At 72.4% G+C, this 25,810-nt stretch carries 24 protein-coding genes and 1 pseudogene; 15 read left to right on the top strand and 10 right to left on the bottom strand.

Annotated features, from left to right (window positions below; all coding sequences use genetic code 11):
* Window positions 1-2: 2 nt before the first annotated feature.
* A complete protein-coding gene (locus AB0C19_RS14075) occupies window positions 3-752 on the top strand; it encodes a hypothetical protein (RefSeq protein ID WP_357184323.1) in 750 nt (249 codons plus the stop codon).
* Between the two features lie 32 nt (window positions 753-784).
* On the top strand, window positions 785-1,348 hold the full coding sequence (locus AB0C19_RS14070; RefSeq protein WP_357184321.1) for a heme-binding protein: 564 nt from the start codon (window positions 785-787) through the stop codon (window positions 1,346-1,348).
* Between the two features lies 1 nt (window position 1,349).
* Here AB0C19_RS14070 and AB0C19_RS14065 read toward each other — a convergent pair whose 3' ends face one another.
* From AB0C19_RS14065 to AB0C19_RS14055, 3 genes are read right to left on the bottom strand one after another with little or no spacing between them, the layout of a single operon-like run.
* Window positions 1,350-2,381: a hypothetical protein gene (locus AB0C19_RS14065; RefSeq protein ID WP_357184318.1), complete on the bottom strand. Its 1,032-nt coding sequence runs from the start codon at window positions 2,379-2,381 to the stop codon at window positions 1,350-1,352.
* Between the two features lie 41 nt (window positions 2,382-2,422).
* Window positions 2,423-4,846 (bottom strand): ABC transporter permease, encoded by a 2,424-nt coding sequence (locus tag AB0C19_RS14060; RefSeq protein ID WP_357184315.1) that lies wholly within the window; start codon window positions 4,844-4,846, stop codon window positions 2,423-2,425.
* Window positions 4,840-5,589, bottom strand: a complete 750-nt coding sequence (locus AB0C19_RS14055; RefSeq protein ID WP_357184312.1) for an ABC transporter ATP-binding protein — start codon at window positions 5,587-5,589, stop codon at window positions 4,840-4,842. Before AB0C19_RS14055 ends, AB0C19_RS14060 begins: the two co-directional genes overlap by 7 nt.
* Window positions 5,590-5,758: 169 nt before the next feature.
* On the opposite strand from AB0C19_RS14055, the gene AB0C19_RS14050 reads away from it, so the two are divergent.
* Window positions 5,759-6,916, top strand: coding sequence for a sensor histidine kinase (locus AB0C19_RS14050; protein WP_357184309.1), 1,158 nt, complete (start codon window positions 5,759-5,761; stop codon window positions 6,914-6,916).
* Window positions 6,913-7,581, top strand: coding sequence for a response regulator transcription factor (locus AB0C19_RS14045; protein ID WP_357184307.1), 669 nt, complete (start codon window positions 6,913-6,915; stop codon window positions 7,579-7,581). The genes AB0C19_RS14050 and AB0C19_RS14045 overlap by 4 nt, the downstream gene beginning before the upstream one ends.
* Before the next feature lie 63 nt (window positions 7,582-7,644).
* Here the strand turns inward: AB0C19_RS14045 and AB0C19_RS14040 are convergent, their stop codons facing one another.
* Window positions 7,645-8,931 (bottom strand): hypothetical protein, encoded by a 1,287-nt coding sequence (locus AB0C19_RS14040; protein WP_357184304.1) that lies wholly within the window; start codon window positions 8,929-8,931, stop codon window positions 7,645-7,647.
* Between the two features lie 150 nt (window positions 8,932-9,081).
* Here AB0C19_RS14040 and AB0C19_RS14035 point away from each other — a divergent pair, with 150 nt between their 5' ends.
* Window positions 9,082-9,621, top strand: coding sequence for a DUF1697 domain-containing protein (locus AB0C19_RS14035; protein WP_357184302.1), 540 nt, complete (start codon window positions 9,082-9,084; stop codon window positions 9,619-9,621).
* Between the two features lie 42 nt (window positions 9,622-9,663).
* Here AB0C19_RS14035 and AB0C19_RS14030 read toward each other — a convergent pair whose 3' ends face one another.
* Together AB0C19_RS14030 and AB0C19_RS14025 are read right to left on the bottom strand one after the other, a co-directional pair.
* The gene (locus AB0C19_RS14030; protein ID WP_357184299.1) at window positions 9,664-10,641 is read right to left on the bottom strand and encodes an MBL fold metallo-hydrolase; all 978 of its coding nucleotides are present in this window, start codon (window positions 10,639-10,641) and stop codon (window positions 9,664-9,666) included.
* A 153-nt stretch (window positions 10,642-10,794) separates the two neighbouring features.
* Entirely contained in the window at window positions 10,795-11,724 is a 930-nt protein-coding gene (locus AB0C19_RS14025) for a serine hydrolase (protein ID WP_357184296.1), read from the bottom strand.
* A 52-nt stretch (window positions 11,725-11,776) separates the two neighbouring features.
* Here AB0C19_RS14025 and AB0C19_RS14020 point away from each other — a divergent pair, with 52 nt between their 5' ends.
* On the top strand, window positions 11,777-12,742 hold the full coding sequence (locus AB0C19_RS14020) for a LysR family transcriptional regulator (protein WP_357184293.1): 966 nt from the start codon (window positions 11,777-11,779) through the stop codon (window positions 12,740-12,742).
* 96 nt (window positions 12,743-12,838) lie between these two features.
* Window positions 12,839-13,690, top strand: coding sequence for an aldo/keto reductase (locus AB0C19_RS14015; RefSeq protein WP_357184290.1), 852 nt, complete (start codon window positions 12,839-12,841; stop codon window positions 13,688-13,690).
* A gap of 56 nt (window positions 13,691-13,746) precedes the next feature.
* Here the strand turns inward: AB0C19_RS14015 and AB0C19_RS14010 are convergent, their stop codons facing one another.
* Window positions 13,747-14,277 (bottom strand): nuclear transport factor 2 family protein, encoded by a 531-nt coding sequence (locus tag AB0C19_RS14010; protein ID WP_357184287.1) that lies wholly within the window; start codon window positions 14,275-14,277, stop codon window positions 13,747-13,749.
* 130 nt (window positions 14,278-14,407) lie between these two features.
* Between AB0C19_RS14010 and AB0C19_RS14005 the strand changes: the two genes are divergently transcribed.
* Together AB0C19_RS14005 and AB0C19_RS14000 are read left to right on the top strand one after the other, a co-directional pair.
* Entirely contained in the window at window positions 14,408-15,418 is a 1,011-nt protein-coding gene (locus AB0C19_RS14005) for a winged helix-turn-helix domain-containing protein (protein ID WP_357184702.1), read from the top strand.
* Between the two features lie 179 nt (window positions 15,419-15,597).
* Window positions 15,598-16,584, top strand: a pseudogene (locus AB0C19_RS14000) (aldo/keto reductase).
* Between the two features lie 25 nt (window positions 16,585-16,609).
* Here the strand turns inward: AB0C19_RS14000 and AB0C19_RS13995 are convergent.
* Window positions 16,610-17,125 carry a GNAT family N-acetyltransferase gene (locus AB0C19_RS13995; protein ID WP_357184284.1) on the bottom strand — a complete coding sequence of 172 codons (516 nt, stop codon included), beginning with the start codon at window positions 17,123-17,125 and terminating at the stop codon, window positions 16,610-16,612.
* Window positions 17,126-17,256: 131 nt separating this feature from the next.
* Between AB0C19_RS13995 and AB0C19_RS13990 the strand changes: the two genes are divergently transcribed.
* Genes AB0C19_RS13990 through AB0C19_RS13980 form a run of 3 tightly spaced genes read left to right on the top strand, consistent with a single transcriptional unit; the run spans window position 17,257 to window position 19,706 of the window.
* Window positions 17,257-17,811: an NAD(P)H-dependent oxidoreductase gene (locus AB0C19_RS13990; RefSeq protein ID WP_357184281.1), complete on the top strand. Its 555-nt coding sequence runs from the start codon at window positions 17,257-17,259 to the stop codon at window positions 17,809-17,811.
* Window positions 17,812-17,838: 27 nt separating this feature from the next.
* On the top strand, window positions 17,839-18,852 hold the full coding sequence (locus AB0C19_RS13985) for an ATP-binding cassette domain-containing protein (protein WP_357184278.1): 1,014 nt from the start codon (window positions 17,839-17,841) through the stop codon (window positions 18,850-18,852).
* The gene (locus AB0C19_RS13980) at window positions 18,849-19,706 is read left to right on the top strand and encodes an ABC transporter permease (RefSeq protein WP_266303560.1); all 858 of its coding nucleotides are present in this window, start codon (window positions 18,849-18,851) and stop codon (window positions 19,704-19,706) included. The genes AB0C19_RS13985 and AB0C19_RS13980 overlap by 4 nt, the downstream gene beginning before the upstream one ends.
* 134 nt (window positions 19,707-19,840) lie before the next feature.
* On the opposite strand, the gene AB0C19_RS13975 is transcribed toward AB0C19_RS13980, so the two are convergent.
* Window positions 19,841-23,134 (bottom strand): AAA family ATPase, encoded by a 3,294-nt coding sequence (locus tag AB0C19_RS13975; RefSeq protein WP_357184275.1) that lies wholly within the window; start codon window positions 23,132-23,134, stop codon window positions 19,841-19,843.
* A 168-nt stretch (window positions 23,135-23,302) separates the two neighbouring features.
* Here AB0C19_RS13975 and AB0C19_RS13970 point away from each other — a divergent pair, with 168 nt between their 5' ends.
* Complete coding sequence (locus AB0C19_RS13970) at window positions 23,303-23,755, top strand: helix-turn-helix domain-containing protein (RefSeq protein WP_357184272.1); 453 nt, start codon at window positions 23,303-23,305, stop codon at window positions 23,753-23,755.
* Window positions 23,748-24,116, top strand: coding sequence for a DUF4180 domain-containing protein (locus AB0C19_RS13965; RefSeq protein WP_357184269.1), 369 nt, complete (start codon window positions 23,748-23,750; stop codon window positions 24,114-24,116). Before AB0C19_RS13970 ends, AB0C19_RS13965 begins: the two co-directional genes overlap by 8 nt.
* A 5-nt stretch (window positions 24,117-24,121) precedes the next feature.
* Here the strand turns inward: AB0C19_RS13965 and AB0C19_RS13960 are convergent, their stop codons facing one another.
* Window positions 24,122-24,757, bottom strand: a complete 636-nt coding sequence (locus AB0C19_RS13960) for a hypothetical protein (RefSeq protein ID WP_357184266.1) — start codon at window positions 24,755-24,757, stop codon at window positions 24,122-24,124.
* 50 nt (window positions 24,758-24,807) lie between these two features.
* Between AB0C19_RS13960 and AB0C19_RS13955 the strand changes: the two genes are divergently transcribed.
* Window positions 24,808-25,791 carry a hypothetical protein gene (locus AB0C19_RS13955; RefSeq protein ID WP_357184264.1) on the top strand — a complete coding sequence of 328 codons (984 nt, stop codon included), beginning with the start codon at window positions 24,808-24,810 and terminating at the stop codon, window positions 25,789-25,791.
* Window positions 25,792-25,810 lie beyond the last annotated feature (19 nt).

Below are 25,810 nucleotides of genomic sequence, written 5' to 3'. Positions count from 1 at the left end.
CCATGGACGTGGCCGGCTACCGTCCGCGCACAGTGGTCAGCGGCGGCCCGCTGGAGCTTGCGGTCATGTGGGGTGGCTTCCCGCTGCTCGGCGCGGGCGCCGGATGGCTCCTCGCGGCGGCGACGGGCTGGCTCGCCCGGCTGCCCTGGGTGCCGTTCAGCGACCTGATCGAGTGGTTGGAAAGGCTGCCCGAGCCGCAGGCCACCGCCGGCACCATCGGCGTGGGCGTCCTGGCCGGCCTGGTCATCGCCGGAATCGGCACCGCCGAACGGTTGATCGTCACCGTCGACGGGGCGCAGGTCCAGCTGCGCCGCTCCGACGAGAACCGGACCGTCGCCCGGGTCGACACACGGGTGGTCTTCCTCGCCGACAAGCACCTGGTGCTGCTGGACGCCGACGGCGCGGAACTGGTCCGGGAGTCGACGGACCTACCGACCGCGCAGCTGGCGGCGGCGTTCCGGGCGCACGGCTGGGGCTGGGCGGACGACGACCCGCACCGGTCGGCGTACCGGCTGTGGGTTCCGGACCTGCCCGGGTTGCCGACCGGCGCGGACGCGCTGCTGCGTGCCCGGGATCGGGCCATCCAGCGGGACCGCCGCGACGACGCCCGGGAGCTGCGCCGCGAGCTGGGCCAGATCGGGGTGGTGCTGCGCGACGAGGGCAAGCGGCAGTACTGGCGGTTGACCACCAAGGCCCTCGCCCCCGGGCCGGAGCGGCCGACTTCGGCCGAGCGGGAGGCGGACGGGCGGTAGCGTCTGTCCCAGCAGACCCTGGGAGCCACGCGATGACCGAACAGCAGCCGTACCGGGTGGTGTCCCGACACCCCGGCTTCGAGCTGCGTCGGTACCCCGCCCACCTGGTGGCCGAGATGCAGATCCAGGCGTCTTTCACCCGGGCGCCGATCGAGGCGTTCCGGCCGCTGGCCGCGTACATCGGTGGCGCCAATCGGGCCCGGCACCCGATCGGCTCCGCCGCTCCGGCGACGGCCGCGGCCAGCGGCTCGGAGAAGATCGCCATGACCGTGCCGGTGGTGCAGATCGAGGGTGAGTGGCCGGGCGCCTACCTGATCCAGTTCGTCATGCCGGCCACCTTCACCACAGCCACGCTGCCCGAGCCGGTGGACGCCCGGGTGCGGATCCATGCGGTTCCGGCGCGGCTGGCGGCAGCGATGCGGTTCTCCGGGCGGTGGACGGAGCAGGCGTTCAGCCAGCGGGCCACGATGCTCGGCCGGTCGGTGACCGCCGCCGGGCTGCAACCCACCGGCGCGATTCGATACGCGCGCTTCGACCCGCCGTGGAAGCCGTGGTTCCTGCGCCGCAACGAGGTAGTGCTGCCGGTCGTCGAGTGAGCTAGCGGAGCTGCCGACGGTCCTCGACGCTCGGCCGCGCCAGCAGCACGGCTATGCCCAGCCCCGAGAGCAGCCCGGCCAGGGAGACAAGCAGATCGGAGTCGGCGGCGTGGATCGGGCTGTTGCCGGCCAGCGCGGTGAGCGCCGCACCGATCGGGATCATCATCATCATGGTGATGGCCGTGGCCAGCAGCAACACCAACGGGCCCACAAGCGCGATGAGCGCGGCCAGGGCGTGGTGCCACCAGATCGGCCGACCACCCGGCCAGTCCCAGGCCAGCAGTGTGACTCCGGTGAGCAGCACCACCCCGAGAGCGACCTCCGGCAGGAGTCGTTCGCCGGGCGCTGTGGCACGGACCAGCCCGACGCCGAGCAGGGCCACCACTGTGAGGCCGGCCGCCAATCCGACGCGAACCCGGGTCCGCGCCGGAGCCGCCGCCAGCGCGGCGCCGACGGCCACTGCCACCAGCAGCGCCGCGGTGACCAGGGCGCCCTGGTTCAGCTCCGGCTCCCGGTCGGTCGGTGACTCCATCGCGGCCGCCACAAGCGTCAGCACCCCGGCCACGCAGGCCGCTCCGGTCAACACCCGCCGGTCGGTGGCCGGGGTCGTGCCAGGCTCCCGCCCCGACGGCGTGTCAGGCTCCCGCCTCGGCGTGCGGCGCTCCCACCAGAGCAGAAGCGCCGCGACCACGCCGAGCACGGCGCAGCCCGCGACGGCCAGCAGCACCGTCGCGTCGACGCCGATCGGGTCGGCCCGGTCGACAGCCACGTCGGCGGCGATCCAGCAGCCGCCCAGCACCACCGCCGGGCCGCCCCACCGCACCTGCCCCCGCCCGGCAAGCACCAGCCCGAGCGGCACCACCATGATCGCCATGAACCGCAGGTCGCGCGCCCAGTAGGTGTTGTTGCCCGGCAGGATCTCCGACCACGGGCCGAGCGGCTCGGTCAGCGGTTGCCACGTGGTCATGCCGTACGCCCAGAGCGCGACGGCGGCGGCGGAGAGGAGCAGCCCGACCGGGCGCGCGAATCGCATCAGTGGACGGTAGCGGCCCTACCGCCCGTGCGGGGGCGCGGTCATCCGCCGACCGGTGACCGGGCGGGACGGTGGCGCAGCAGCCGCCACGTCGGCACCACACTGGCCAGCACCGCGAGCAGCAGACACAGCCCCACCACCCCGGCGACCACCGACCACGGCATCACCAGGTCGACGGGGGCGCCGACCTGCTCGGCGAGGCCGGCGCTGATGCTGAGCAGACCGACGAACGCGACAGCCCCACCCAGCAGCGCGCCGATCAGGACCACCAGTGCGGACTCCGCCGTGACCAGCCAGATGACCTGCCGTCGGGTCGCGCCGGCCATCCGGATCAGCCGCAGGTCCGCGGCGCGGCCGGCGGCGGCCAGCAACAGCGTGTTGGCCACCGCGATGGCCCCGTAGCCGGCGGACACCCCGATCAGCAGCAGTGTGAAGAGCCAGACGAGGCGGTCCTCGGCGGCGTCCGCCTCGGCCGCCCAGCCCGGGACGTCGAGGATCCGCGCGCCGACCGGCGGATCGATGCGGTCCCGGACGTACACGGTGGACGTCAGCGCCGACGGGTCGTGCGCCCGCACCACGGCCCGCGGCACGAGCAGGTCGCCGGGGATCGAGGTGTCGTCGACCACGGCGACGACGCGCAACGACACAGTCGTCCCGTCGGCGAAGACCACCGGATACGGCTCGGACGGCAGCCGGTTCGCCGAGGCGCTGACCACCACAGTGTCGTCACCCCTCAGATCACTCAGTGAACCGGCGACGACGGTGAGCACCCGGTTCGCGGTGGCGAAGCCCTCCGGGTCCACACCGAGCGCGGTCATCGGCCGGTGCGGTGGCGATGTTCCGGGGTCGGTGCGGTAGACGGTGGTCGGCAGGAGCGCGGTGCCACCGGTCGCGGCGACTGCCCTGTCGGACAGGCCGGGTGCGCGGTCCGGCACGACGATCCAGCCGGCGTTCACGTTGTCCGCCCGACCCGCCGCGTACGCGGCGGTGGTGGTGCGCACCATCCCGGACACCAGCACCGCGAACGCGACAGTGAGCAGCACCGGCGCGGCGATGGCGGCGGTCCGTCGGGTCGCTGTCAACGCCCCGCCCCGGACCAGCATCCCGATCGCGCCACCGGGGCGACGCACCGGAGAACGCAGCAGCCACACCAGTGGCCCGACCACCACCGGGGCGAGCACAGTGGTGCCGGCCACCAGCGCCATCACCGCGTAGAGCGCGTACTGCGCCCCCACCCGCGCCTCGTCGGCGGTCGCCGTCCCCACACTGAGCGCGGCCCCCGTCGCGAGAAGCAGCACCCCGGTGGCGGCGCGCAGCCGCCCGATCGGTCGCTGCTCCACAGCAGCCTCGCGTAACGCCTCCAACGGGCGGACCCGCGCCGCCCGGCGGGACGCCGACCAGACGGCCAGCAACGCGATCACCGGCCCGGCGGTGATCGAGACCGCGACCGGCCAGAGTTCGTAGCGGACCCGGAAGGTCGACGGTTCGTAGCCGACGTCGACCAGCAGCCGGCCCAGCAACGGGGCGAGCGCCGCGCCCACCAGCAGGCCGACGAGCCCCGCCGACACGCCGACGGCGAGCGCCTCGGCGTACACCATGCGGCGGACCTGGCGTCCGGTGGCGCCGACGGCGCGCAGCAGGCCCAGCTCACGGCGGCGCTGCGCGATGGTGAACGCGAAGGTGGAGGCGACCACGAACACCGTGACGAAGCCGGCGAGGGCTGCCGTGGCGGTGAGCACCTGCATGCCGATCCACCGGGTACGGGCGTCGCCGCGCGGCTCCAGCGCACCACGGGCGGCACCGGTGAGCACCCGTCCGTCGCCGGCGACGACCCCGCGAGCCGCAGTGGCGACGCGCTCGGGGTCGGCGTCCGGGGCGAGCACCAGCCCGATGGCCCGGACGCCGGGCGCGAGCGCGGCGGCGACATCGTCCGCGACGTGCACGCCGGGTCCGTCGACGAGACCGGTGACTGTGTACGACTCCGGGCCCGCCGCGGTCAGCACTGTGACCGGTGCGCCGACGCGCAGTCCGAGCGCCCTGTCGACGACCACCTCGCCGGGCCGACGGGGCTGCTCGCCGGCGGTGAGGCGCAGCCCACCGAGTTGGGCGCTGGACCAGCCGTGCCCCTGGTAGGCGTCCTCCCGCCGGGTGTCGGCGGCCGAGGGCCGGCCGTCGACGAGCGGCTGGGCGTAGAAGGTGCGGTCCGGCACCGCCGCCACCACGTCCGGCAGACCGGCCAGCCTGCCGGTCAACTCCGCCGCCGCGCTGGCGGACCAGGGCCGGGTCGGCACGAACTCGTCAGCTGACGCACCCGCCTCGGGGCTCTGCACCACGACCGCCGCCCGCGCCAGCCGGTCCGGCACCTGCGGGCGGCCGGAAGCGAGCAGCAGGGTGGCCGCCGCGACCAGCGTGACCCCGATGGCGACGGCCACGAACGCGCTCGCCGACCGCCGGACGCTCAGCACGACGACTCCGCGACGGTCTCCCGCTCGGCGATCCGGGCGGCGACGACGGCGGCGGTGATCGGGCCGGTCAGCTCGTCGACGACGCGGCCGTCGGCCAGCAGGAGGACCCGATCGGCGTACGCGGCGGCGGCGGGATCGTGGGTCACCATCACGACGGTCTGCCCGTGGTCGTCGACGAGCGCCCGCAACAGCCGGAGCACCTGCCGGGAGGACGCGCTGTCCAACGCCCCGGTCGGCTCGTCGGCGAAGACCACCGCCGGACGGGTGATCAACGCTCGGGCCACGGCGACGCGCTGCTGCTCCCCGCCGGACAGCTCACTCGGCCGGTGCCCGGCCCGGTCGGCGAGGCCGACGGCGTCGAGGGCGGCGGCCACGTCCCCGGCCGGCGGGCGGCGGCGCGCCAGGCGCGACGGCAACTCGACGTTCTGCGCGGCGGTCAGCGTGGACACGAGGTTGAACGCCTGGAAGACGAAGCCGATCCGGTCCCGCCGCAGGCGGGTCAGCTCGTCCTCACCGAGGTCGTTGAGGCTGGTGCCGTCGATCGTGACGGTCCCCTCGGTCGGGCGGTCCAGCCCCGCCGCGCAGTGCAGCAGTGTGGACTTCCCCGAGCCGGAGGGGCCCATCACCGCAGTGAACGTGCCGCTCGCGAAGCCGGTGGTCACGCCGTCGAGCGCCGTCACCCGCCGGGTGCCGGCACCGTACACCGCGCGCAGCCCCGTCAGGGTCACCGTATGTGTGGTCATGACCGTTACCGTGCCGAATGCCGGGGGTACGGCGCGTCGGACCGGGGCGGGCACTTTCCGGCCCTCCCCCGGGTGGACTCGGCGGCCCGCAAGCGCCGGCACATCGTCCTGCGGGATGACCACCCGCAGGCGGACGCGGCCGACCCCGCCGGCCGTTACCGTTCGACGGATGACCGCTCTTCTGCTGACCCGACGGATGCGGCCGGCGGACCTGTACGCCGTGGACGCCCTGCTGGCGGTGGCCGTCGGTGGGCTGCTCTGCCCGTACGCCGCGCTGGAATCGCCGCTGCACGGCGGCGTACGCGAGCCGCTCTGGGTGTCGGTGCTGGTCGGGATGGCCCTCGGGCTGCCGTTGGCCGTCCGGCGACGGTGGCCGATGACGGTGGCCGTCGTGATCAGCTCGATCACCACTGTCGCCCTGGTCACCGGGGTGATACCCAACTTCGCGGCCGCCGCTCCGGCGTTCGCCATCGGCCTGTCCTTCTACACGGTGGCCGTGTTGACGCCCACCCACCGGTCGATGCTCTGCGCCGCCGGTTGTCTGGCACTGGTGAGCGTCGGCCTGGCGCTGACCGCTGGCGACCTCTGGTCGCGGACCGGCGGGGTCGTCTACGCCACCGTCATGGTCGCGCCGGCCTGGGTGATCGGTTGGCTGATCCGGGAGCGACGCGCCCTCGCCACCCGGCAGAGTGATCAGCTCGTCCGTCAGGCCGCCACCGAGGAGCGGTTGCGGGTGGCGCGTGAACTGCACGACGTGGTCGCGCACACGCTCAGTCTCATCGTGGTGAAGGCAGCCGTCGCCAATCACGTCGCCGAAGCCGACCCCCGCGAGGCGGGCGCCGCGCTCCGGGTCATCGAGCAGACCGGCCGCACCGCGCTGACCGACGTCCGTCGGGTGCTCGGCGTGCTGCGCGAGGACAGCCCGTACGCGCCGACGCCGGGGCTGGACGAATTGCCCCTCCTCGCCCGGCAGGCGGCGATCGGCGGCGTCGACGTGCAGCTCGACGTGCGGCGGGACGAGCCGGCCGGCGCGGTGCCGGAGTCGGTGGGCCTCGCTGTGTACCGGATCGTGCAGGAGGCGGTGACGAACGTGGTCAAGCACGCGGCGCCGGCCGCCTGCCGGGCTACGGTGACCGTCCTGCCCGACGAGGTGCGGGTGGAGGTGACCGACGACGGCCAGCGGCCGGCTCTGCTCGGCGGGGAGGGGCACGGATTGATCGGCATGCGGGAACGGGTGGCGTTGCACGGCGGGGAGTTCCGCGCCGGCCCCCGCTCCGACGGTGGCTTCGCGGTGACGGCCAGCCTCCCCTACCGGGTGGCCGCGTGATCCGCGTGCTGATCGCCGACGACCAGGCGTTGCTGCGCGGCAGTTTCCGGCTGCTGGTGGATCTCAGCCCGGACTGCACCACTGTCGGTGAGGCGGGCACCGGCGTGGAGGCAGTCGCGTTGACCGGGCAGCACCGGCCGGATGTGGTGCTGATGGACGTCCGGATGCCGGAGATGGACGGCATCGAGGCGACCCGGCGGATCTGCGCCGACCCGGCGACGGCCGACACCCGGGTCATCATCCTGACCACGTTCGACCTCGACGAGTACGTCTACGGTGCGCTGCGCGCCGGGGCGAGCGGGTTCCTGCTCAAGGACACCCCACCGGCGGACCTGCTGACCGGGATCCGGGTGGTCGCCGCCGGGGAGGGGCTGCTCGCGCCGACGGTGACCCGCCGGCTGATCGACGAGTTCGCCCGGCAGCCGGAGCCGACCCGACCGCTGCCCCGGCAGCTCGACGGGGTGACCGACCGGGAACGGGAGGTGCTCGCGTTGATCGCCCGGGGCCTGTCCAACGCGGAGTTGGCCGCGCACCTCAACCTCAGCCAGGCCACAGTCAAGACGCACGTCGGGCGGCTGCTGACCAAGCTGGCGGTACGCGACCGCGCCCAACTGGTCATCGTCGCGTACGAGACGGGCCTGGTGGGTCCTCACCGGCCGGGGTAGCGAGGTCGTGTTTCGACGTGGGCGCGGGAGCATCCGATCCGGACGCTCCCGCGCTCACCGAGATCAGCTGACGTACACCGACGTGCTGGTCGCCGACTGGAAGTCGGTCGAGGTGCCGGGGTAGACGACCCGCCAGAAACCTGCCGTCTTCCGGTAGATCGACGTGGCGAAGTCGTAACTGGCGCCAGCGTAGATGGTGGCCTGGGTGCCCCAGGTGCCCTCGTCGCCGGTCGCCGAGAACTGCACCTTCAGCGGCACCGTCCCCGGGGACAACCCGCCGTTGAACTCCATCTCACCGCTGAGCGCCACCGTCGTCGCGTTCTCCCGGACCGCCGAGAAGCTCCGGAACGCGGCCGGCTGTAGCACTGAGATGTTCGTGCTGGCGATCGCGGCGCTGACGAACTCGTCGTTCATCGAGTAACCGACCTGGAGGCGGCCGGACTCGTACGGCGAGGTGGTCAGCGAGTATCGACCGTCCGCGTCAGTGGTGGCGGAGCCGAGGTACGTGCGGCAGTAGTCGGCGCTCATGCAGAGGGAGACCCCCGGCTCCACACCGGGCACCGGCACCCAGCCCTCCGGCGTCCGCCAGGTCAGCCGACCGCTCACAGTGACGTTCTCATCCTTGAGGATCTTGGATTGGTCCGCCTCGATGGTGATCCGCATCGGCCGCTTGGTGATCGCGATGGGGGTCTCGGCCGAACGCGACGAGCCGTGGAAGAGATGGTCGTTGTCATAGCTGTAGGACGCGTACACCATCACGTCCTTGCGACCGATCGTGACAGTGCCGGTGAAGGAACCATCGGCCCTGGTGGTGACCGCGTCCCAACTGAAGCCGGCGTTCACCGACATGGGGAACCTCCCCAGGGACCTGATCTCGCCGCTGCCCGGCCAGCGCCCCTTGAGCCATCCCCGCACTGTCACGTTGCGATTCTCGTAGGTCACAGTGGTGCGGTTCAGCGTGACGTTGTCGAAGAACGTGACCACGGAGTAGTCCAGGTCGCCGGCATCGGTCTGGGTGACGTGGTGACCGGCCTCGTCGGTGACCTCCACGTCGACCCGGTAGTAGCCGAGCTTGTCGAGGACGATCGGGTTGGATCGCCACACGCCGTCACGCTCGGTGCCGGACTGGAGGTAGAAGTCCTCCTGAACGGCGACCTCCGCCCCGGTGTTGTACTCGCGGATGTGCGCACGGACGTCGGTGACATCGCTGGGCGACGTGATGGACACCAGCAACGTGCCCCGATCGAGGTCGTAGTCGCTGTGAGCGGACGTGACGACCGGAATCTCGTCGGCGTGTGCGGTCGCGGGAAGCCCCACGATCGCCGTCGCCGCGGCGACGGCGATCGCCACGGCAAAACGGGAACGGATCAAAGTTGACCTCCAGGAAAGGCCGGCGATTCGCTGAGTGGCGGCCGGCAGAGGAAGCCTATCGATCCCGTCCGACAGCTCCGCCCGCACCGCTAGGCTGACGCCGTACCCATGTGGACGGAGGTGGACGGGATGACCCGGTACGTCGCCCTGCTGCGTGGGGTCAACGTCGGCACCACCCGGCTGGCGATGGCTGACCTGCGCCGGATCGTCACCGACCTCGGGCACGAGGACGTCACGACGTACCTGCAGAGCGGCAACGTGGCCTTCGGCAGCTCGGTGCGCGACGCGGAGAAGCTGGCCGCCGGCATCGCGCGGGCGCTCACTGACGAGCTGGCGCTGACAGTGCCGGTGTTGGTGCGCAGCGGCCGGGAGTTGGCGGCGATCGCCGGCGGCAACCCGTACGCCGACCGGGAGGACGACCCGACGCGACTGCTGGTGGCCTTCCTCGCCACCGCACCGAGCAAGTCCACGGTGGATGCCCTGTCCGTGCCCGGTGGCGAGAACGTGTCGTTCACTGTGACCGGCCGAGAGGTGTTCCTGCACTACGTCGACGGCGGTTACGGGCGGTCGAAGTTCACGAACGCGTACCTGGAGAAGAAGCTCGCCGTGGTGGCCACCTCCCGCAACTGGAAGTCGGTGCGGGCCCTGGCGGAGATGACCGCCTCCTGACCGGGGTGGGGGCCGCGCCTCGGCGACCCCCACCGACGCTGCTCAGAAGTGGTACGCGGTCTCGTACTCGGGCACCAGCACCCGGCTGCGCGGCGAGATCCGGCGCACCGCGGCGATCATCTCGTTCAGGCGGGTGCGGTCGGTCGGGGCCACCGGCGGCGGGTTCTGCAACGCCGTCTCGAAGTTGTCGTAGTGCACCGGCACCACGACCTTCGGGTAGTCCAGGCCCGCCAGCAGCCGGGGCAGGTAGTCGCCGGTGGTGGTGGCGTTCTGCATGGCCACCATCGCCACGTCGGGCGCGAGGCCGGTGAGGTTCCGCTCGGCGACGTCGCTGGCCCCGGTGAAGTAGACCGACGGTCCGCCGTCGACCCGCAGCAGGTAGCCCAGCGTGTCGCCCTCCGGCAGGTCGGCGATGGTGGCCGGCTGCGGCGGCGGGCTCACCCGCACCCCGGGAAAGGCCACCGAGTACGACGGGTTGCGGCTGTGCAGCGAGCCGACCACCTCGACGCTGTGGTCGCCGAAGTCCAGCACCTCGCCACCCTTCACGGCGCTGAGCTGCGTCGACGGCAACTCGTAGGCCAACCCCAGGTGGTACGCGGTCAGCGTGCCGAACACCCGTGCGCCGGTGCGCTTGGCGATGTACGGCACGTCCATGAAGTGGTCCCAGTGGGTGTGCGTGACCAGCACCGTCGTGGCCCGGTCGACGCGCGGGTCGATCACGTCGGTGCGCACCGTCAACGCGGTATCGGTCTTGAACGCCCCGGTGAACAGCCCGGTGTCGATCCGGCTCAGGAACGGATCGACGAGGACGGTGCGGTCGCCGATGTCGACGCGCCAGCCGGCAGTACCCCACCAGCGGAAGCTGACCGGGCCCTTGCGGCGAGCGGTAGGCGTGGGCGCGGCGGTCGAGGGCGCGGCCTGCGCCGGGGTGGCGACGCCGGCGACGAGGCCACCGGCGGAGACCAGGGCGGTGGTGGCGGCGGCGTCGCGCAGGAAGCGTCGGCGGTCGAGACTGGGCATGCGGATCTACTCCCCGTGGTCGGGTGATGTGTCGACCACGAGCCAATCAGCGGCACCGGGCCGCGGTCCAAGATCAAGGGCCGTCGGCTTCGATACGCCCACGGATATCGAGCCTGCTCAGCAGGGGTGCGGCGGCGCTCGGAGGGCACGAAATCAGTCGCCGCGCAGCGCCTCGACGGCCGTCCGGGCGGCCTCCCCCATCGCCAGGTCCACGTCGATGCGGCGTGGGGTCAACTGTTGGGCACGGGCGAAGACCGCGATCGCGTACCGGCCACCGTCGGGGTATTCGGCGACCCCCGCCTCCAGGTGGAACCCGGGCAGGGTGCCGGTCTTTCCGGAGACCCGGACGCCGGGCGGGAAACCGGCGGCCAGCCGGGTCCAGAAGATCTGCCGGGCCATCCAGGTGCGGACCATCGCGCAGGCCGCCGACGGCCCGGCCTCGTCCCGCCAGATCAGCGCGAGCAGCCGGGTGATCTCCCGGGCGGTGCTGGACGTGGTGTGCGCGGGGTCGAAGACCCGCATGGCCCGGACCCGGTCCGCCGGCAGCGTCGGAAAGATCCGGGCGAACTCCGCCTCGGTCCGGGCGCCCACGTCGGCGAGCATCATCTCGACCAGTTCCCGAGGGCCGCCGAGGACGCGGGTACGGGTCAGCCCCAGCTCGACGGCGAGCATCGGCAGCAGGTCCGGGCCGACCCGGCGCAGCAGCAGGTCGGCGGCCGTGTTGTCGGTGACCGACATGGCGAAGTACGCGAGGTCGCGCAGCGACACCTCGGCGTCGTCGTCGCAGCCGGCCAGACCCCACCCACCGAGCCGGTCGGCGGCGGTGACCAGGACCCGCTCGGTCGGGTCCAGCTGACCGGCCTCGACCTGCCGGGCGAACTCCAACACCAGCAGAATCTTGAAGATCGAGGCGATCACCACCTGCTCGTCGGCCCGCACCCCGACCTCGCGACCGCGCCCGGCCGGGCCGCCACCCTCGACGGCGCTCAGGTCGACGGCGTCCAGGTCCACGACGTGCAGGCTGGCCGTCACCCCGACGGCGGCGAAGATGGCCCCGATCCGTTCCTCCACGTCCACGTCCACGCCAGCACGGTATCCAGCGCCGCGGTGGCGGTGCTGGCGTAGGGTCCCGGCCGTGGATCTGCTCCGGCACCTGCGGCACTTCGTGGTGGTCGCACACGAACTGCACTTCGGGCGGGCCGCGGAGCTGCTCGGGATGGCCCAGCCGCCGCTGAGCCAGTCGATCCAGCGGCTGGAACGGGAGCTGACTGTCGAGCTGTTCGACAGGTCCCGCCGCCAGGTACGCCTCACCACCGCCGGTGAGTTGCTGCTCGGCGAGGCGGAGGAACTGCTCGCCGGCGAGGGTCGACTCCGCAGCCTGATGGGGCAGATCCGCGCCGGTGAGCTGGGCGTACTCCGCGCCGGGGTGCCACCGGAGACGCCCGCCGTGACGCTGCGCTCGCTGCTGGACGGGCTCACCACCCGGGCGCCCGGCCTGGACGTGGAGCTGCACGAGCTGACCACTGCCGAGCAGGTACGGATGCTCGCCGAGCGGACCCTGGACGTGGGGCTCGTGCATCACCCGGTGGCGGCGGACGGGCTGCGCTTCGGGGCCCCGGTCGACGTACCCCTGGGGGTGCTGCTGCCGCGCACCTCGCCGCTGGCCCGCGGCCGCGAGGTGACGCTCGCGTCGTTGAACGGTCTGGATCTGGTGGCCGCTCCCCGCGCCACAGCCCCCGGCTGGCACGACCACCTGCTGGCGGTGTGCCGGCAGCACGGATGGCGCCCGGCCCGGGTGCGTCCGGCCCGCAACCCGGAGTTCCTGTGCGGGCTGGTGCTGGCCGGCGGCGGGGTGGCAGTGGAACCGGCGGCGGTGGCCCGCCGGGAACCCCGGATGGCCTGGCGGCCGATCACCGACGCGCCGCTGGCCAGGCGCACCTCGGCGGCCTGGCCGGACCGTTCGGCACACCCGGCGGCGGCGATGTTCGGCCAACTCGCCGCGGAGGTGCTGGCCGATGCCGAGCCCACGGCGCCCGCGCCGGCCACGACGTCGGTGCCCGCGGCACGGCCGTGGCCGGTGCTGTTCGACACGACCGGGTGAACCGATCCGCCGTTGCGTTCGTCACCCCCGATTGGGCGGTGGATCGTCCGCCCACCCGGGTATGGATGACACATACGAAGACGAGAAGGAGCCGCAGTGGCAATCACGATTCCCGACATCAGCCTGAACGACGGCACCACCATTCCGCAGCTCGGCTTCGGGGTGTTCCAGATCGAGCCGAAGGACACCGTCGCGGCGGTGACCACCGCCTTTGAGGTGGGCTACCGGCACATCGACACCGCCGAGATGTACGGCAACGAGGCCGAGGTCGGCGAGGCGGTCCGCGTGTCCGGCCTCGACCGGGGTTCGGTCTACGTGACCAGCAAGCTGAACAACGGCTTCCACCGCCCCGACGACGCCCGCCGGGCGTTCGACTCGACGCTCGCGGCGCTGAAGATGGACTACATCGACTTGTTCCTGATCCACTGGCCGCTGCCGACCCTGTACGACGGCGACTACGTCTCGACGTGGAAGGTGCTGGAGGAGTTCCAGCGCGACGGCCGGGCCCGCTCGATCGGCGTGTCGAACTTCCAGGTGTCGCACCTGGAGCGGCTGGCCGACGAGGCGAGTGTCGTGCCGGTGGTCAACCAGATCGAGGCGCACCCGTACTTCGGCAACGACGAGGTCCGCGCCTACGGCCGTCAGCAGAACATCCTCACCGAGGCGTGGTCGCCGATCGCGCAGGGCAAGGTGCTCGACGACCCGACGGTGGTCGACATCGCCGGGCAGCTCGACCGGACCCCGGCGCAGGTGGTGCTCCGCTGGCACGTGCAGCGCGGCGACATCATCTTCCCGAAGTCGACCACCCCGAAGCGGATCGAGGAGAACACCCGGATCTTCGACTTCGAGCTGGACGACGCGGCGATGGAGCGGATCACCGCGCTGAACAAGGGCGAGGCCGGCCGGCAGGGCCCGGACCCGGACACCTTCGCCTACCTGCCCAACTGACCTGCGCTGGGGCGGGCGCCCATTGCGCTGGCGCCCGCCCCTCCCCGACCCCCCGGTCAGATCCGGCCCACGGAGTCCTGGTTCTGCAACACCAGCCACCGGCCGTGCTGGTAGGTGTAACTCACCCCGATCAGGAGCGGCACCCTGGTGCCGGTGGCCGGCACCGCGTAGACGGAGTCGAACAGCACGAAGCCCGTCCGGCAACCCACCACTGTCTGCTTCGCCACGCTGAAGGACTGGGTCCAGGAATCGTCGGCGAAGAACCCGCGCAGCCAGTCCACTGTGGCCCGTTTGCCGTCGAGCACCTCCCCGTCGGAGGCGAAGACTGAGGTGACGTCGGGGTGCAGCAGCGCGGCGAAGCCCTCCAGGTCGCGCCGGGCGGTGGTCTCCACGTACGCCCGGACGGCGCGGTCGAAGGCGCGCTCGCAGCCGCCGGCCGCCGCGTCCCCGGTTGTGGTGTCGCCCGGGCCGGGGGTGGCGGCCGACACCGCGGACGGAACGGCGGCGAGCAGGCCGGCGGTGAGCCCGAGCAGCGCGATGGTGCGGCCGAGCCGGCCGGCGGGACGGGCGGAGGCGGGTGGACGCATCGGGTTCTCCTTCGGACGAGTGGTTGTGCAGTCGCAGCCAACCCGGCCCGCCACGCAGTCGGCCAGTGATTCGAACCAGTTCGAATGCCGACGGCACATCGATGCCACCGCTTGTACGATCCGCGCTGTGATGGTCGCGCATCTGGACGGTTCGAGCCTCGCCCGGCTCCGGTTGGCGATCTCGCCGGCCTGGGAGGTGACGTCCTGGCTGCGGGCAGCGCTCTCGCGGTTCGGGCATCCGGTGCACGGCGATCCCGGTCCAGCCGCCCGCGCCGCGCTGCGGCACCCCGACGTAGCCCTGGCCGCGGAGCTGCTGACCCCGCCCGGCCGGCTCGGCTACACGCCGGACCTGCTCACGCCGAAGCCGCCGCTGGGCCCGCTCGACACGATCTTCGAGCAGCAGTTGGCGGCCACGGCCGCGACCTCGGCCAACGAGGTGGCGACACAGATGAACGAGCGGTTCCCGACGGGCCCGATGCCGGTGCGGGTCCGCGCGGCGGTCGAGGACGGCACCCTCGCCCGGCGGGTCACCGACGGGCTCCGGCACTTCTGGCGGGCCGCGCTCGCCGAGCAGTGGCCGGCGGTACGGGCCATGCTGGAGGCCGAACTGGCCGTGCGCGCGACCTCGATGGCCACCGCCGGGGTGGGCAGCATGCTCAACGGCCTGCACCCAAAGGTCGGCTGGACCGGCAGGTCGCTGACCATCGACAGCTCGTACCGGATCACCACGGCGCTGACCGGCGCGGAGCTGGTGCTCGCGCCGTCGGCGCTGGCCTGGCCCCAGGTGTCCACCCAGCTCTGCGACGAGGGCAACGCCGTGCTGGTCTACCCGGTCGGCGCCGGGCCGACGGTTCAGCGCCGGGCGGGTCGGCTCGGTGACCTGGTCGGTGCGAGCCGGGCGGCGATCCTGGCGGACCTGGACGTGCCCCGGTCCACCGGACAGCTCAGCGAGCGGCACCGGCTGGCCCCGGCTACCGTCTCCTACCATCTGGGGGTGCTGCTGCGGTCCGGCCTGGTGGTGCGCACCAGGGAGCGGCACAGCGTGCTCTACCGGCGGTCCGACCACGGGGACGGGCTGGTCGGCCGCCGGCCAGGTCAGGGCGGCGCGACGCGCTCGGCGAGCTGGCGGAACACCGCCTGAGTGGGCGAGCCGGGGCGAGGTACCGAGCAGCTCGGTGACCAGCTCACGGATCGCCGGGTCGGCCGGGTAACGGCCGTAGGCGGCCCACAGGTCCGCCACTGAGCGCTTGACCTGGAGTGCGCTCCAGCCGGCAGTGTGACTCGTGCGCCCACCGGTAGGGCGCACGAGAGGAGATCCCCATGCGGTACCGCACGATCGGCGGCGACCCGGCGACCCGGCGCGAGGTCAGCGTGCTCAGCCTCGGCGCGATGCTCTTCGGCAGCGCCACCGACGAGGCCACCTCGTACGCGATCCTCGACCGGTACGTCGAGGCCGGCGGCACGTTCATCGACACGTCGGACAACTACGCCTTCTGGGTGGACGGCGGCCAGGGCGGGTAGAGCGAGGAGCTGCTCGGCCGGTGGCGGCGCAGCCGGGGCGTCGGCGCCGAGATCGTCATCGCCACCAAGCTGGGCGCCCGACCGCTGGCCCCGGGGACCAGCTACCTGGACAACGCCGAGGGCCTCTCCGCCAAGGTGATCCGCGAGTCCGCGGAGCGCAGCCGGGAACGGCTCGGGGTGGAGCGGCTGGACCTGCTCTACGCGCACATCGAGGACCGGACCGTGCCGCTCCAGGAGACCGTGGAGGGCTTCGCCGAGCTGGTCGCCGAGGGCACTGTGGGTCTGCTGGGCGCCAGCAACCACCGGGCCTGGCGGGTGGAGCGGGCCCGCGCGTTGGCCGCCGCCGCCGGCCTGCCCGGGTACGAGGTGCTCCAGTACCACCGCAGTTACCTGCCGAACCGCACCGACCTGGTCAGCGAACTGGACCCGGACGGCGAGCCGGGCGGTGTCGGCGGTGACCTGCTCAGCTACCTGCGTGCCGAGCCCGACCTGACCCTGGTGGCGTACTCGCCGCTGCTCAAGGGGGCGTTCACCCGGGCGGACAAGCCGCTCAGCTCGGCGTACGACCTGCCGAGCGCGCCACGGCGACTGGCCGCGCTGCGGGAGGTGGCCGGGCAGAGCGGTGCGACTGTCAACCAGGTGGTGCTCGCCTGGCTGCTGGGCGGTGAGCTGGCGTCCATTCCGCTGGTGGGCGCCTCGTCGGTGGCGCAACTGGAGGAGAGCCTGGCAGCTGTCGACCTGGAGCTGACCGCCGAGCAACGGCACCGCCTCGACACCACCTGGTGACCTGTCACCGGCCGCCCCGCCGACCTCAGCTCACCGTCGGTGGGGCGGTCAGGTCGAGCCGCCAGTCGTTGGCCCGCATCATCTGCCCCGGCGGGTATTCGAAACCGGTCTCGCCGAGCAGCGTGAAGCCGGCCTTGCGGCACACAGCGTTCGAGGCGGGATTGTCGACCGAGGGGTAGGCGTGGGCGTAGTGCCGGTCCCGTCGGGCGCGGGCCACGTCCACCACGGCGCGCACCGCCGCGGTAGCCAGCCCCTGCCCCCGGTACGCGGGCAGCACCGCCCAACCCAGCTCGTACACCGGCTGGTCGCGCCACTCGCGGGCCCAGTAGCCGACGCTGCCCGCCCGCACCCCGTCCGCCAGCACCAGCGTGAACATGCAGCCCTGCTCGGTGCCCGAGAAGTGCACGTACCGATCGTGCCGGGCGAGCACCTGCTCGTCGGTCTCCGGGCCGCCGGTGTGCTTGCGGGTGTCCGGTGAGTTGAGCTGCCGCAGCAGGTCGAGGTCGTCCTCGTGCCACGGCTCGATGCGTACCTGTGCCATTCCGCTCCCCCATTCGTCGACCCCAGTCAAGCCGATCCCACCGACATTTCGTCCCGAACCGCGCCCGCTAGATCGGATCTAGCGGGCGCGTGTCGTCACCTCGCGCCTTCGGTGTGGAAGGGAGGTGGGCCATGGCACCGTTGCGGATCGCCGTGATCGTCGGCAGCACCCGTGAGGGTCGGGTCGGCGACCGGCTCGCCCACTGGTTCGTCGAGCAGGCCGCGCGGCACGACGACCTGGCGGTGACTGTCGTTGACCTGACCGAGTACGACTTCCCGGCCACCTACCCCGCCGAGCCGACCGCGTCCATCCGGGCGTTCGTCAGCGAGGTGGGCCGGGCGGACGCGTTCGTCGTGGTCACCCCCGAGTACAACCACAGCTTCCCGGCGCCCTTGAAACAAGCGATCGACTACGCGTACGACGAGTGGCAGGCCAAAGCGGTCGGCTTCGTGTCGTACGGCTGTCGCTCCACCGGCCTGCACGCGGTCGACCAACTACGTACCGTCTTCACCGCACTGCACGCGATGACGGTGCGCGACGTCGTCGGGATCGACCTGCTCGCCGGCGAGCCGACCGCCCAGTGCACCGACGAGCGGCAACGCGACGTCGGCGTCCTGCTCGACCAGCTTCGCTGGTGGGGTCTGGCACTGCGCGACGGCCGGGCGGCTCGGCCCTACGTCTCCTGAACACGTCCAATATGAAAGGTAAGGATCATGAGTAGACGCACCACCGGTCTGGCCATCGAGGCCGAGGGGCTCACCCGCTCGTTCGGGGACACCCGGGCGCTGGCCGGCATCGACCTCCAGGTGCCCGCCGGCACCGTCTACGGTCTGCTCGGCCCGAACGGCGCGGGCAAGACCACGGCGGTCCGGGTGCTCGCCACGTTGCTGCGACCCGACGGCGGCTCGGCCCGTGTCTTCGGGCACGACGTGGTCACCGAGGCCGACAAGGTTCGTTCCCGGGTCAGCCTCACCGGCCAGTACGCATCCGTCGACGAGGACCTGACCGGCACGGAGAACCTCGTGCTCCTCGCCCGCCTGCTCGGCCTGCGCAAGCCGGCCGCTCGGGAGCGCGCCGCGGCCCTGCTCGCCGCGTTCGGTCTGACCGAGGCGAGTGACCGCCAGGTGAAGAAGTACTCGGGCGGGATGCGGCGACGCATCGACATCGCCGCCAGCATCCTGAACACCCCGGATCTGCTCTTCCTCGACGAGCCGACGACCGGCCTCGACCCGCGCAGCCGCAACCAGGTGTGGGAGATCGTCCGGGCGGTGGTGTCGCACGGCACGACGGTGCTGCTGACCACTCAGTACCTCGACGAGGCCGACCAACTCGCGGGGCGGATCGCGGTCGTCGACCACGGCCGGGTGATCGCGGAGGGCACCCCGGGTGAGTTGAAGTCGTCGATCGGCTCCGGCACCGTCCACCTGCGACTGCGCGACCCCGCTCAGCGCCCCGAGGCGGAGCGGGTGCTCCGGGAGGCACTCGACGTGCCGGTGCAACTCGCCGCCGATCCGGTGGCGTTGACCGCCCGCGTCGGCGAGGCCGGCACCGACCTCGACGCCAGTTCCCAGGCCGCTCGCGTGCTCAGCGACCTGGCCCGCGCCGGCATCGTGGTCGACAACTTCTCCCTCGGCCAGCCGAGCCTGGACGAGGTCTTCCTGGCCCTGACCGACCACCCCGCCGTGCCGACCGACGAGCGGGACGACGAGCTGGAGGCAGCCCGATGAGCGACACCACCACCACCACTACCGAACGGGCGCCGACCGTCTACGTCCCGTCCGCCGAGGCGCTGGCGACAGTGCTCGCACCCGGTTCCCGACCGCCCCGGCCGAGCGCGCTGGGCGCGTCGCTCACCTTCGGCTGGCGGGCCATGCTGAAGATCAAGCACGTGCCGGAGCAGCTCTTCGACGTGACCGCGTTCCCGATCATCATGGTGCTGATGTTCACGTACCTGTTCGGTGGCGCCCTGGCCGGCAGCCCGCGCGAGTATCTGCAGTTCTTCCTGCCCGGCATCATGGTGACCAGCGTCGTCATGATCACCATGTACACCGGCATCGGCCTCAACACCGACATCGAGAAGGGCATCTTCGACCGGTTCCGGACGCTGCCCATCTGGCGCCCGGCCGCCCTGGTCGGCATGATCTTCGGCGACGTGCTGCGCTACATCCTCGCCGCCGTGGTGATCCTGGGGCTCGGGCTGGTGCTCGGGTTCCGCCCCGAAGGCGGGGTGGTCGGGGCCGTCGTCGGGATCGGGCTGCTGGTGGTCTTCTCGTTCGCGTTCTCCTGGGTGTGGACGTTCTTCGGCCTGATCCTGCGCAGCGAGAAGTCGGTGATGGGGGTCAGCATGATGGTGCTGTTCCCGCTGACGTTCCTGAGCAACGTCTTCGTCGAGCCGAGCACCATGCCCGGCTGGCTCCAGGCGTTCGTGAAGGTCAACCCGGTGACGCAACTGGTGGCCGCGATCCGCGGAGCGATGAGCGGCGAGTCGGACCCGTCGGCCACGATGTGGCTGCTGCTCTGGAGCGCCGGCTTCGTTCTGGTCTTCGGCACCCTGACCATGTACAGGTACAACCGCCGCTAACCCCACCCCGCCCCGCCCCGCCCCGCCCCCGCGATCTTGCACTTACTGTCCCGGCAAAGGTGGCGAATCCACCTGAACCGGCGACCGAAAGTGCAAGATCGCGGAGGGCTGGGGTGGGGTGGAGTGGGGTGGGTTTAGAGCTTCCAGGGCAGCGGCCCGGGGGGCAGGTAGCGGCAGGTGGTGCCTGTGGAGACGGCGTCGCGCAGGTGGCCCGCCAGTGCCGGGTGTCGGTCGTCGAGCTTGCGGAGCGTGTCGCGGATTCGCGCGGTCACTGCCTTTCGGGCCCGTTCGGCCTCGTCGCCCAGTCGGCGGCTACGGCCGGCGAGGCCCGCAGCGGCACGCAGTTCGTCGAGCAGCGCACCCCGTTCGGCGTCCAGCTTGGCCACCTTCTGGTCGTCGTCGCGGGCGGCGGCCCGGTCGATCTCCTCGTCGAGGCGGGCCAGGTGCCGCCGGTAGCGGGCCTTCGCCTCGTCGTCGAGGACCGGGTCGGCGCCCATCCGGCGGGCGGCGACCAACTCCGGCCCGGCCGCCGGGTCGAGCAACTCCACGGCGGGCACGTCGGTGCCGGAGCGGCTGAGCAGCAGGTGCAGGTCGTGCAGGCCCTTGGCGTCGGGCAGGTGAACGACGACGCCGTCGTACGCGAGCTGCCAGACCGGTCCGTCGCGCCGAAACTCGTACCCCTCGATCGCAGCCGCGACCGGCGCGGCCCGGCCGGGCGCGACAGCCTGGCCCGACCCGGCAGCCTGGCCAGGCGCGACAACCTGGGCCGAGCCGGCGGCCTGGGCCGGGAGGTCGGCGTCGGGGGCTGTCGGGGCGGCGAGCCGGTGGAGCACCTGCGTCATGCCGAGGGCTGTCGCCTCCTGAATGGCGGCGGCGCGCAACGCGGTCGACGTCGCGGAGTCGCCCCGGTGACCTCGACCGGCGAGGGCGCTCACGAGGCCGGTGCGGGCGAGCAGCGACCAGGGCCGGGAGCCCAGCCGGTCGGCGGAGTCCCGAGCGGCGGCGAAGCCGGCGATGGCGTCGTCCCAGCGTTCCTGGGCGGCGTCGATCAGCGCCAGCCAGTGGTCGACGGGGCCACTGATGTCGCAGCCGAAGAGCCCCACCATCCACTCTTTACGGTGTGGGGCCAGCGCGGCCCGCGCGGCGTCGCAGCGCTTCGGGTCGGCGGACGCGGCGGCGGCCTGCGCGCGTAACCGCAGCCAGAGCGGTGACACCGGGCGCGGGTACCGGATGGCGGCGGCCTCGATGCCGGCGGTCAGCCGGATCGCCGTCTCGCCGTCGCCCCCCTCCGCTGCGGTGATCGCCCGCAGCAGCTCCCGGTAGGGGTAGTCGACCGGGGCCAGCCCGTCCACCAGCACGGCGGCCTCGGCGACCCGGCCCTGGAGCAGCAGTCGGGACCACCGCAGGTGGTGGCCCATGAACCCGAACTCGGTGTGGCCCGGGTCGGTCTGGTCGGTGATGATGGCGAACCGCTCGTCGGCAGTGGTGAAGTCACCCTGGAACGCCGCGATGATCCCGCTGTCGACGGCCGCGGCCATCCGGTGCCGGGCGAAGTCACCCTGCCGTTCGGCGTCGACGAAGGTGATGAGCTCCTCGGCGAAGCGAGGATCGCCCAGCTCCAGCAACGCCACCCAGCGCAGCGAGGTGGCCCACAGCTCGGTCTCCCGGTCGCCCGTCCGCCGGGCCACGTCCCGGATCTCGGCGGTGAGCGCGGCTCGGGTCGCGGCGGTGCCCAGCCCCCAGGTCGTGTCGTGACGGGCCCAGAGGCTGAAGGTGAGCGCCTCGTCGTCCTGCCCTCGGCGGGCGATCGTCTCGCTGGCGGTGATCAGGTCCGCGACCAGGGCGCCGACCGTCGCGCTGGCGTCCGGTTCGCCGATCAACCGGCGGTACGCCTCGCGTACCAGCTCCGCCGCCTCGATCGACTGGGCGGTGTCGACCTGGCGGGAGCGGTTCACTGTGAGCGCGACCCGGGCCAGCAACACCGGTTCGTCGAGTGAACGGGCCAGGGTGGCGGCCTCGGCCAGTAGTCGCGTGACCTCTTCCCGGCGGGCGTGGTGATAGTGCGACTCGGCGAACTCGACGAGAATCCGCACTCGTTGTGCCGGGTCTTCGACGACCTCGAGGGCTCGGCGGAAGTGCACCGCCGCCTCGTCGCCGGCCAGCCGGGCGAACGCGTCCCGCCCGGCGGCGACCAGCAGCGTGGCCACCCGGGCCCGGTCGAGCGCGGGGCCGGCCAGGTAGGCGTGGCGGGCGAGGTCGGCCGGGATCAGCCGGTCGGTGAGCTCCCGCAGGTCGTCGACCGCCCTGACGACAGCGCCGTGCCGGGCCCGTCGGTCGTCGTCGGTCAGCCCGTCGTAGAGGGTTTCGCGGACCAGGTCGTGGGCGAAGGCGAAGCGGCCACCGCCCCGGGCGACCACCAGTCGGGCGGTCACCGCCCGGTCGAGCAGTCGGTCGACCTGCGCCGCAGGTGCGGCCGCGCAGGCCGCGAGGACCTGACGGTGGAACTCGCGACCCAGTACGGCGGCGACGGTCAGCGCCTCCACCACAGCGGCGGGCAGTTGAGCCAGGCGGCGGCGCACCGCCTCCCGTACGCCGGGTGCGATAGTGCCGACCGCGTCGTCGGCGTGCCACAGCCGCGCGGTCTGCTCGACGAAGAACGGGTTGCCACCGGTGCGCCGGTGCACCTCGTCGACAAGGCTGGCCTCGGGCTCCCGGCCGGCGGTCCGGGTCATCAGTGCGGCGACCTCGTCGCGGGTGAAGCCGGTGAGGGTGATCGTGGTGGCCTTCGCAACCAGTGGCATCAGCAGCGGGCGCAGCGGATGCTCGCCCGACTCGACCTCGGCGTCGCGGTAGGTGCCGATCAGCAGGAGCCGCTCGAACCAGGTGTGCTGGGCGGCGAAGCTCAGCAACCGCAGCGAGGCCGGGTCGGCCCAGTGCAGGTCGTCGAGGACGACCACTACCGGCCGGTGCTGGGAGACGGCGACCAGGGCTGCGGTAACCGCGTCGTACAGCGCGAACGCCTCCTGGTCGGCGGCGTCCGGGCCGGGGTCGACGCCGGCCCAGCTGACGAGGCGACCGGCCTGATCGCCGCCGGCGCCGGACTGGCCGAGCAGGGCCGCGAGGGCCGGCTCGGCGGACTGCCGTGCCACCCCCCAGTCGTCGGCGGAGCGCCGTAGGGCACGCAGCACCTGCACCCACGGCCAGTAGCCGGGGGCGCTGTCGGAATCCCAGCAGGCGGCGCCGAGCACCAGCGCGCCTCGCTGCCGGGCCTCGCGGGCCGCCGACGTGACGAGTGTCGTCTTGCCGATGCCCGGCTCGCCGGTGACCAGGGCGAGACCGCCGTGGCTGGTGGTGGCGCGATCCAGCTCGGCGCGCAGCAGACCCGCGGGGTGATCCCGCCCGATGATGGCGTCGCCGAGCGCGTTCATGGTTTCCAGACGGTACTGGAAGCGTCCGACAGCGCGGGCGTGTTAACCGGCCAACCGCCTCGCTGGGTCTCGCTGACGCAGGTGTGTTCGGAGCCTTTGGAGCTGATGCCGTAAACGAGTCGACCCTATCGCTCCCTATGCTTCCCTATTCGGGTAGCGTAGGGGGCGATGACGGAAGAAATGTACTCAGTTGAGCAGGTGGCCGACCGGCTCAACCTGCATGTGCGCACCGTGCGCGGCTACATCCGCTCGGGCCGGCTGCGCGCGGTGCGGATCGGCAAGCAGTACCGGATCGCCGCCAGCGATCTCGACGCGCTGACCGGTCAGGCCCCGACCACGCCCGGCGTCGCCAGGCAGGCGGAGGTGTCGAGCATCGTCCAGATCGACGGTGTCGACAGAGCCGCCGCCGACCGGCTCGGCACGCTCGTGCTGACCAGCGCCAACACCGCCCACGACCAGGCCAACCCGCTGCGGGTGCAGACCGTGCACGACGAGCAGCGCCACCGCCTGAAGATCATCATCCTGGGCGACCCGGCCGCCACCGCCGAGTTGCTGCACCTGCTCGACGCCGTGCTCAACGCCGACAATGGCCTGCTCGACCGGGAGGTTCGCGATGCCTGACGAGATCCAGGAACGGGCCGGAGTGCCGGTGCTGGTCTGCGACCCGGCGGGGCCGCCGGTGGCCACCGAGCAGGACGCGCTGGACCTGATCGGGGCGGCGTTCCTCGGCGCCCAGGTGGTCGCCGTGCCGGCCAACCGACTCGACGCGCGCTTCTTCTCGCTGGGCACCCGCTTCGCCGGCGACGTGATGCAGAAGTTCGTCAACTACCGGGTGCGGCTGGCCGTCGTTGGCGACATCTCGGCGCAGCTCGCGGAGAGTTCCGCGTTGCGCGCCCTGGTGCACGAGTCGAACCAGGGCGGGCAGATCTGGTTCGTCCCCGACCTCGACGCGCTCGACACCCGCCTCCGCGCCGCCCGATAGCCACCTCACCGGTCGGGCACGACCGCCATCTCCACCGCGTCCGGCTCCACTCCCCGGGCCCGAGCCTGCTCGGCCGCCCACCGCAGGTAGGCCAGCCACTCCTCGGACGACCACCCGTTGCGCCGGCCGACGCCCGCCTCGGCCGGAAGCAGACCGGCCACGACACGGTCGAGGATCAGGGGCTGCACGCCACCCACGCCGCGCCGGTAGCCGACGAAGTAGAGGACCTTCGTGGACAGGCCCGGCCCCAACCAGGGCAGGCGAGCGTGATCGGGGTCGCGGAAGCGGCGGTACGCCGTGCACAGCGCGGCCTCGTCGGGCGCTGGCGTGGACACCTCCTCCAGCGCGTACGCCAGGCGTTTGCCGTCGGGATCGGCGTCGAGCGACCTGGCGACGCGCCACGGGCCGTACCCGATGGGTCCGTAAGCCCAGACCAGCACTGCCGTCAGTAGTTGACGTGGGCTCGCGGACCCCGCCCGGTACGCGTCGGCCACAGCGAAGACGTCGCGCCGCCAGAGCTCACCGCTCGCCGGAAGGCCCTCGTGCCACGTCTCCGGCGGAAGCCCCGCCCGCCAGCGGTCGACGTTCACTGTGACCGGGCCCCGCTCGCCCGGTAACACCACGCCTTCGGCCGACTGCATCGTCGCCTCCCACAGATCGCGTGCGCACGAAACTCCCTGGTTCGGACGCTATGGTCGAGCGCTTCTGCCTGCCGCCCGCCTACAGCAAATCGCGGTATCGACAGGAGGGGCGCCTGCCTTCCGGGCAGCCAGCATCCGGCGGGGTCGTGAACGTCGCACTGTTGACCTACGGTGCTCCCGTGCTTCCCCGAAACGTGAAGATCCTCGATCAGGTCCGTGCCGAGGCGCTGCGCCGCGACATCCCCGCCGCCGACGTGGAGCGCTGGCTGGAGCTCGCCCGGCCGTCCGCCCTCCTGACGCAGGGGGGTGACGGGCCGGTAGTGGGCGCCATCCGTGGGCCCGTGATGCTTCCGGCCGACGCCGAGGACCCGACGTTCCCCTTGATCGCCACCATCGACTGCGCTGCTCTTCCGGCAGACGTGACCGACCTTCCACTACCGTCCGACGGCCAACTGCTGCTGTTCGGCTGGCCCGAGGAAAGCGGCTGGGGCGAGGTCAGGTATGTGCCGGCAGGCGTGGCGGTCGAGGAGCGAGAGCAGTATCCGCCGGGCTTCCCTCCGGACGACGAGGAGTTCGCCGAGGTCTACGCGGAAATCCCGCAGGGCGATCTGCACCTCACTGTCGACATCTCGCTGCCCTACGTCAAGACGATCCCGGGGCCCCCGTGGTCTCCGCCGCTGCCGGGAGATCCCCCGTTCGAAGAGCTGACCGACGTGTGGAAGGACGTCCTGGGCGAGGTGCCAGACGGCCCGTTCTCCTTTGGAGGCTGGACGACGCCGCTGCTGTTGGGCGGCTACGGCACTGACTGCAACGGTTTCAACCCCGCGTGGTTGGGCGCCAACCCCTCGGGCCGCGCCGGCGACGACGGGTCGGGGCGCGATGGTGGGACACCTGACCATGGTGACTGGGTTGTGCTGGCCGAGTTCCACGGCGGCAGACAAGGCGGCGCGTCCATCCACTGGGTGATCCAGCGTGCCGACCTGAAGGAGCGCCGCTTCGACCAGGCCAGCGTCCTCGTCTACTGGAACCCGTGAAGCCGGACGAGCACCGGGT

This window comes from Micromonospora sp. NPDC048842 (assembly GCF_040649935.1).
Classification (GTDB): domain Bacteria; phylum Actinomycetota; class Actinomycetes; order Mycobacteriales; family Micromonosporaceae; genus Micromonospora; species Micromonospora hortensis.
This window is presented reverse-complemented; position numbering and strand designations above follow the sequence as displayed.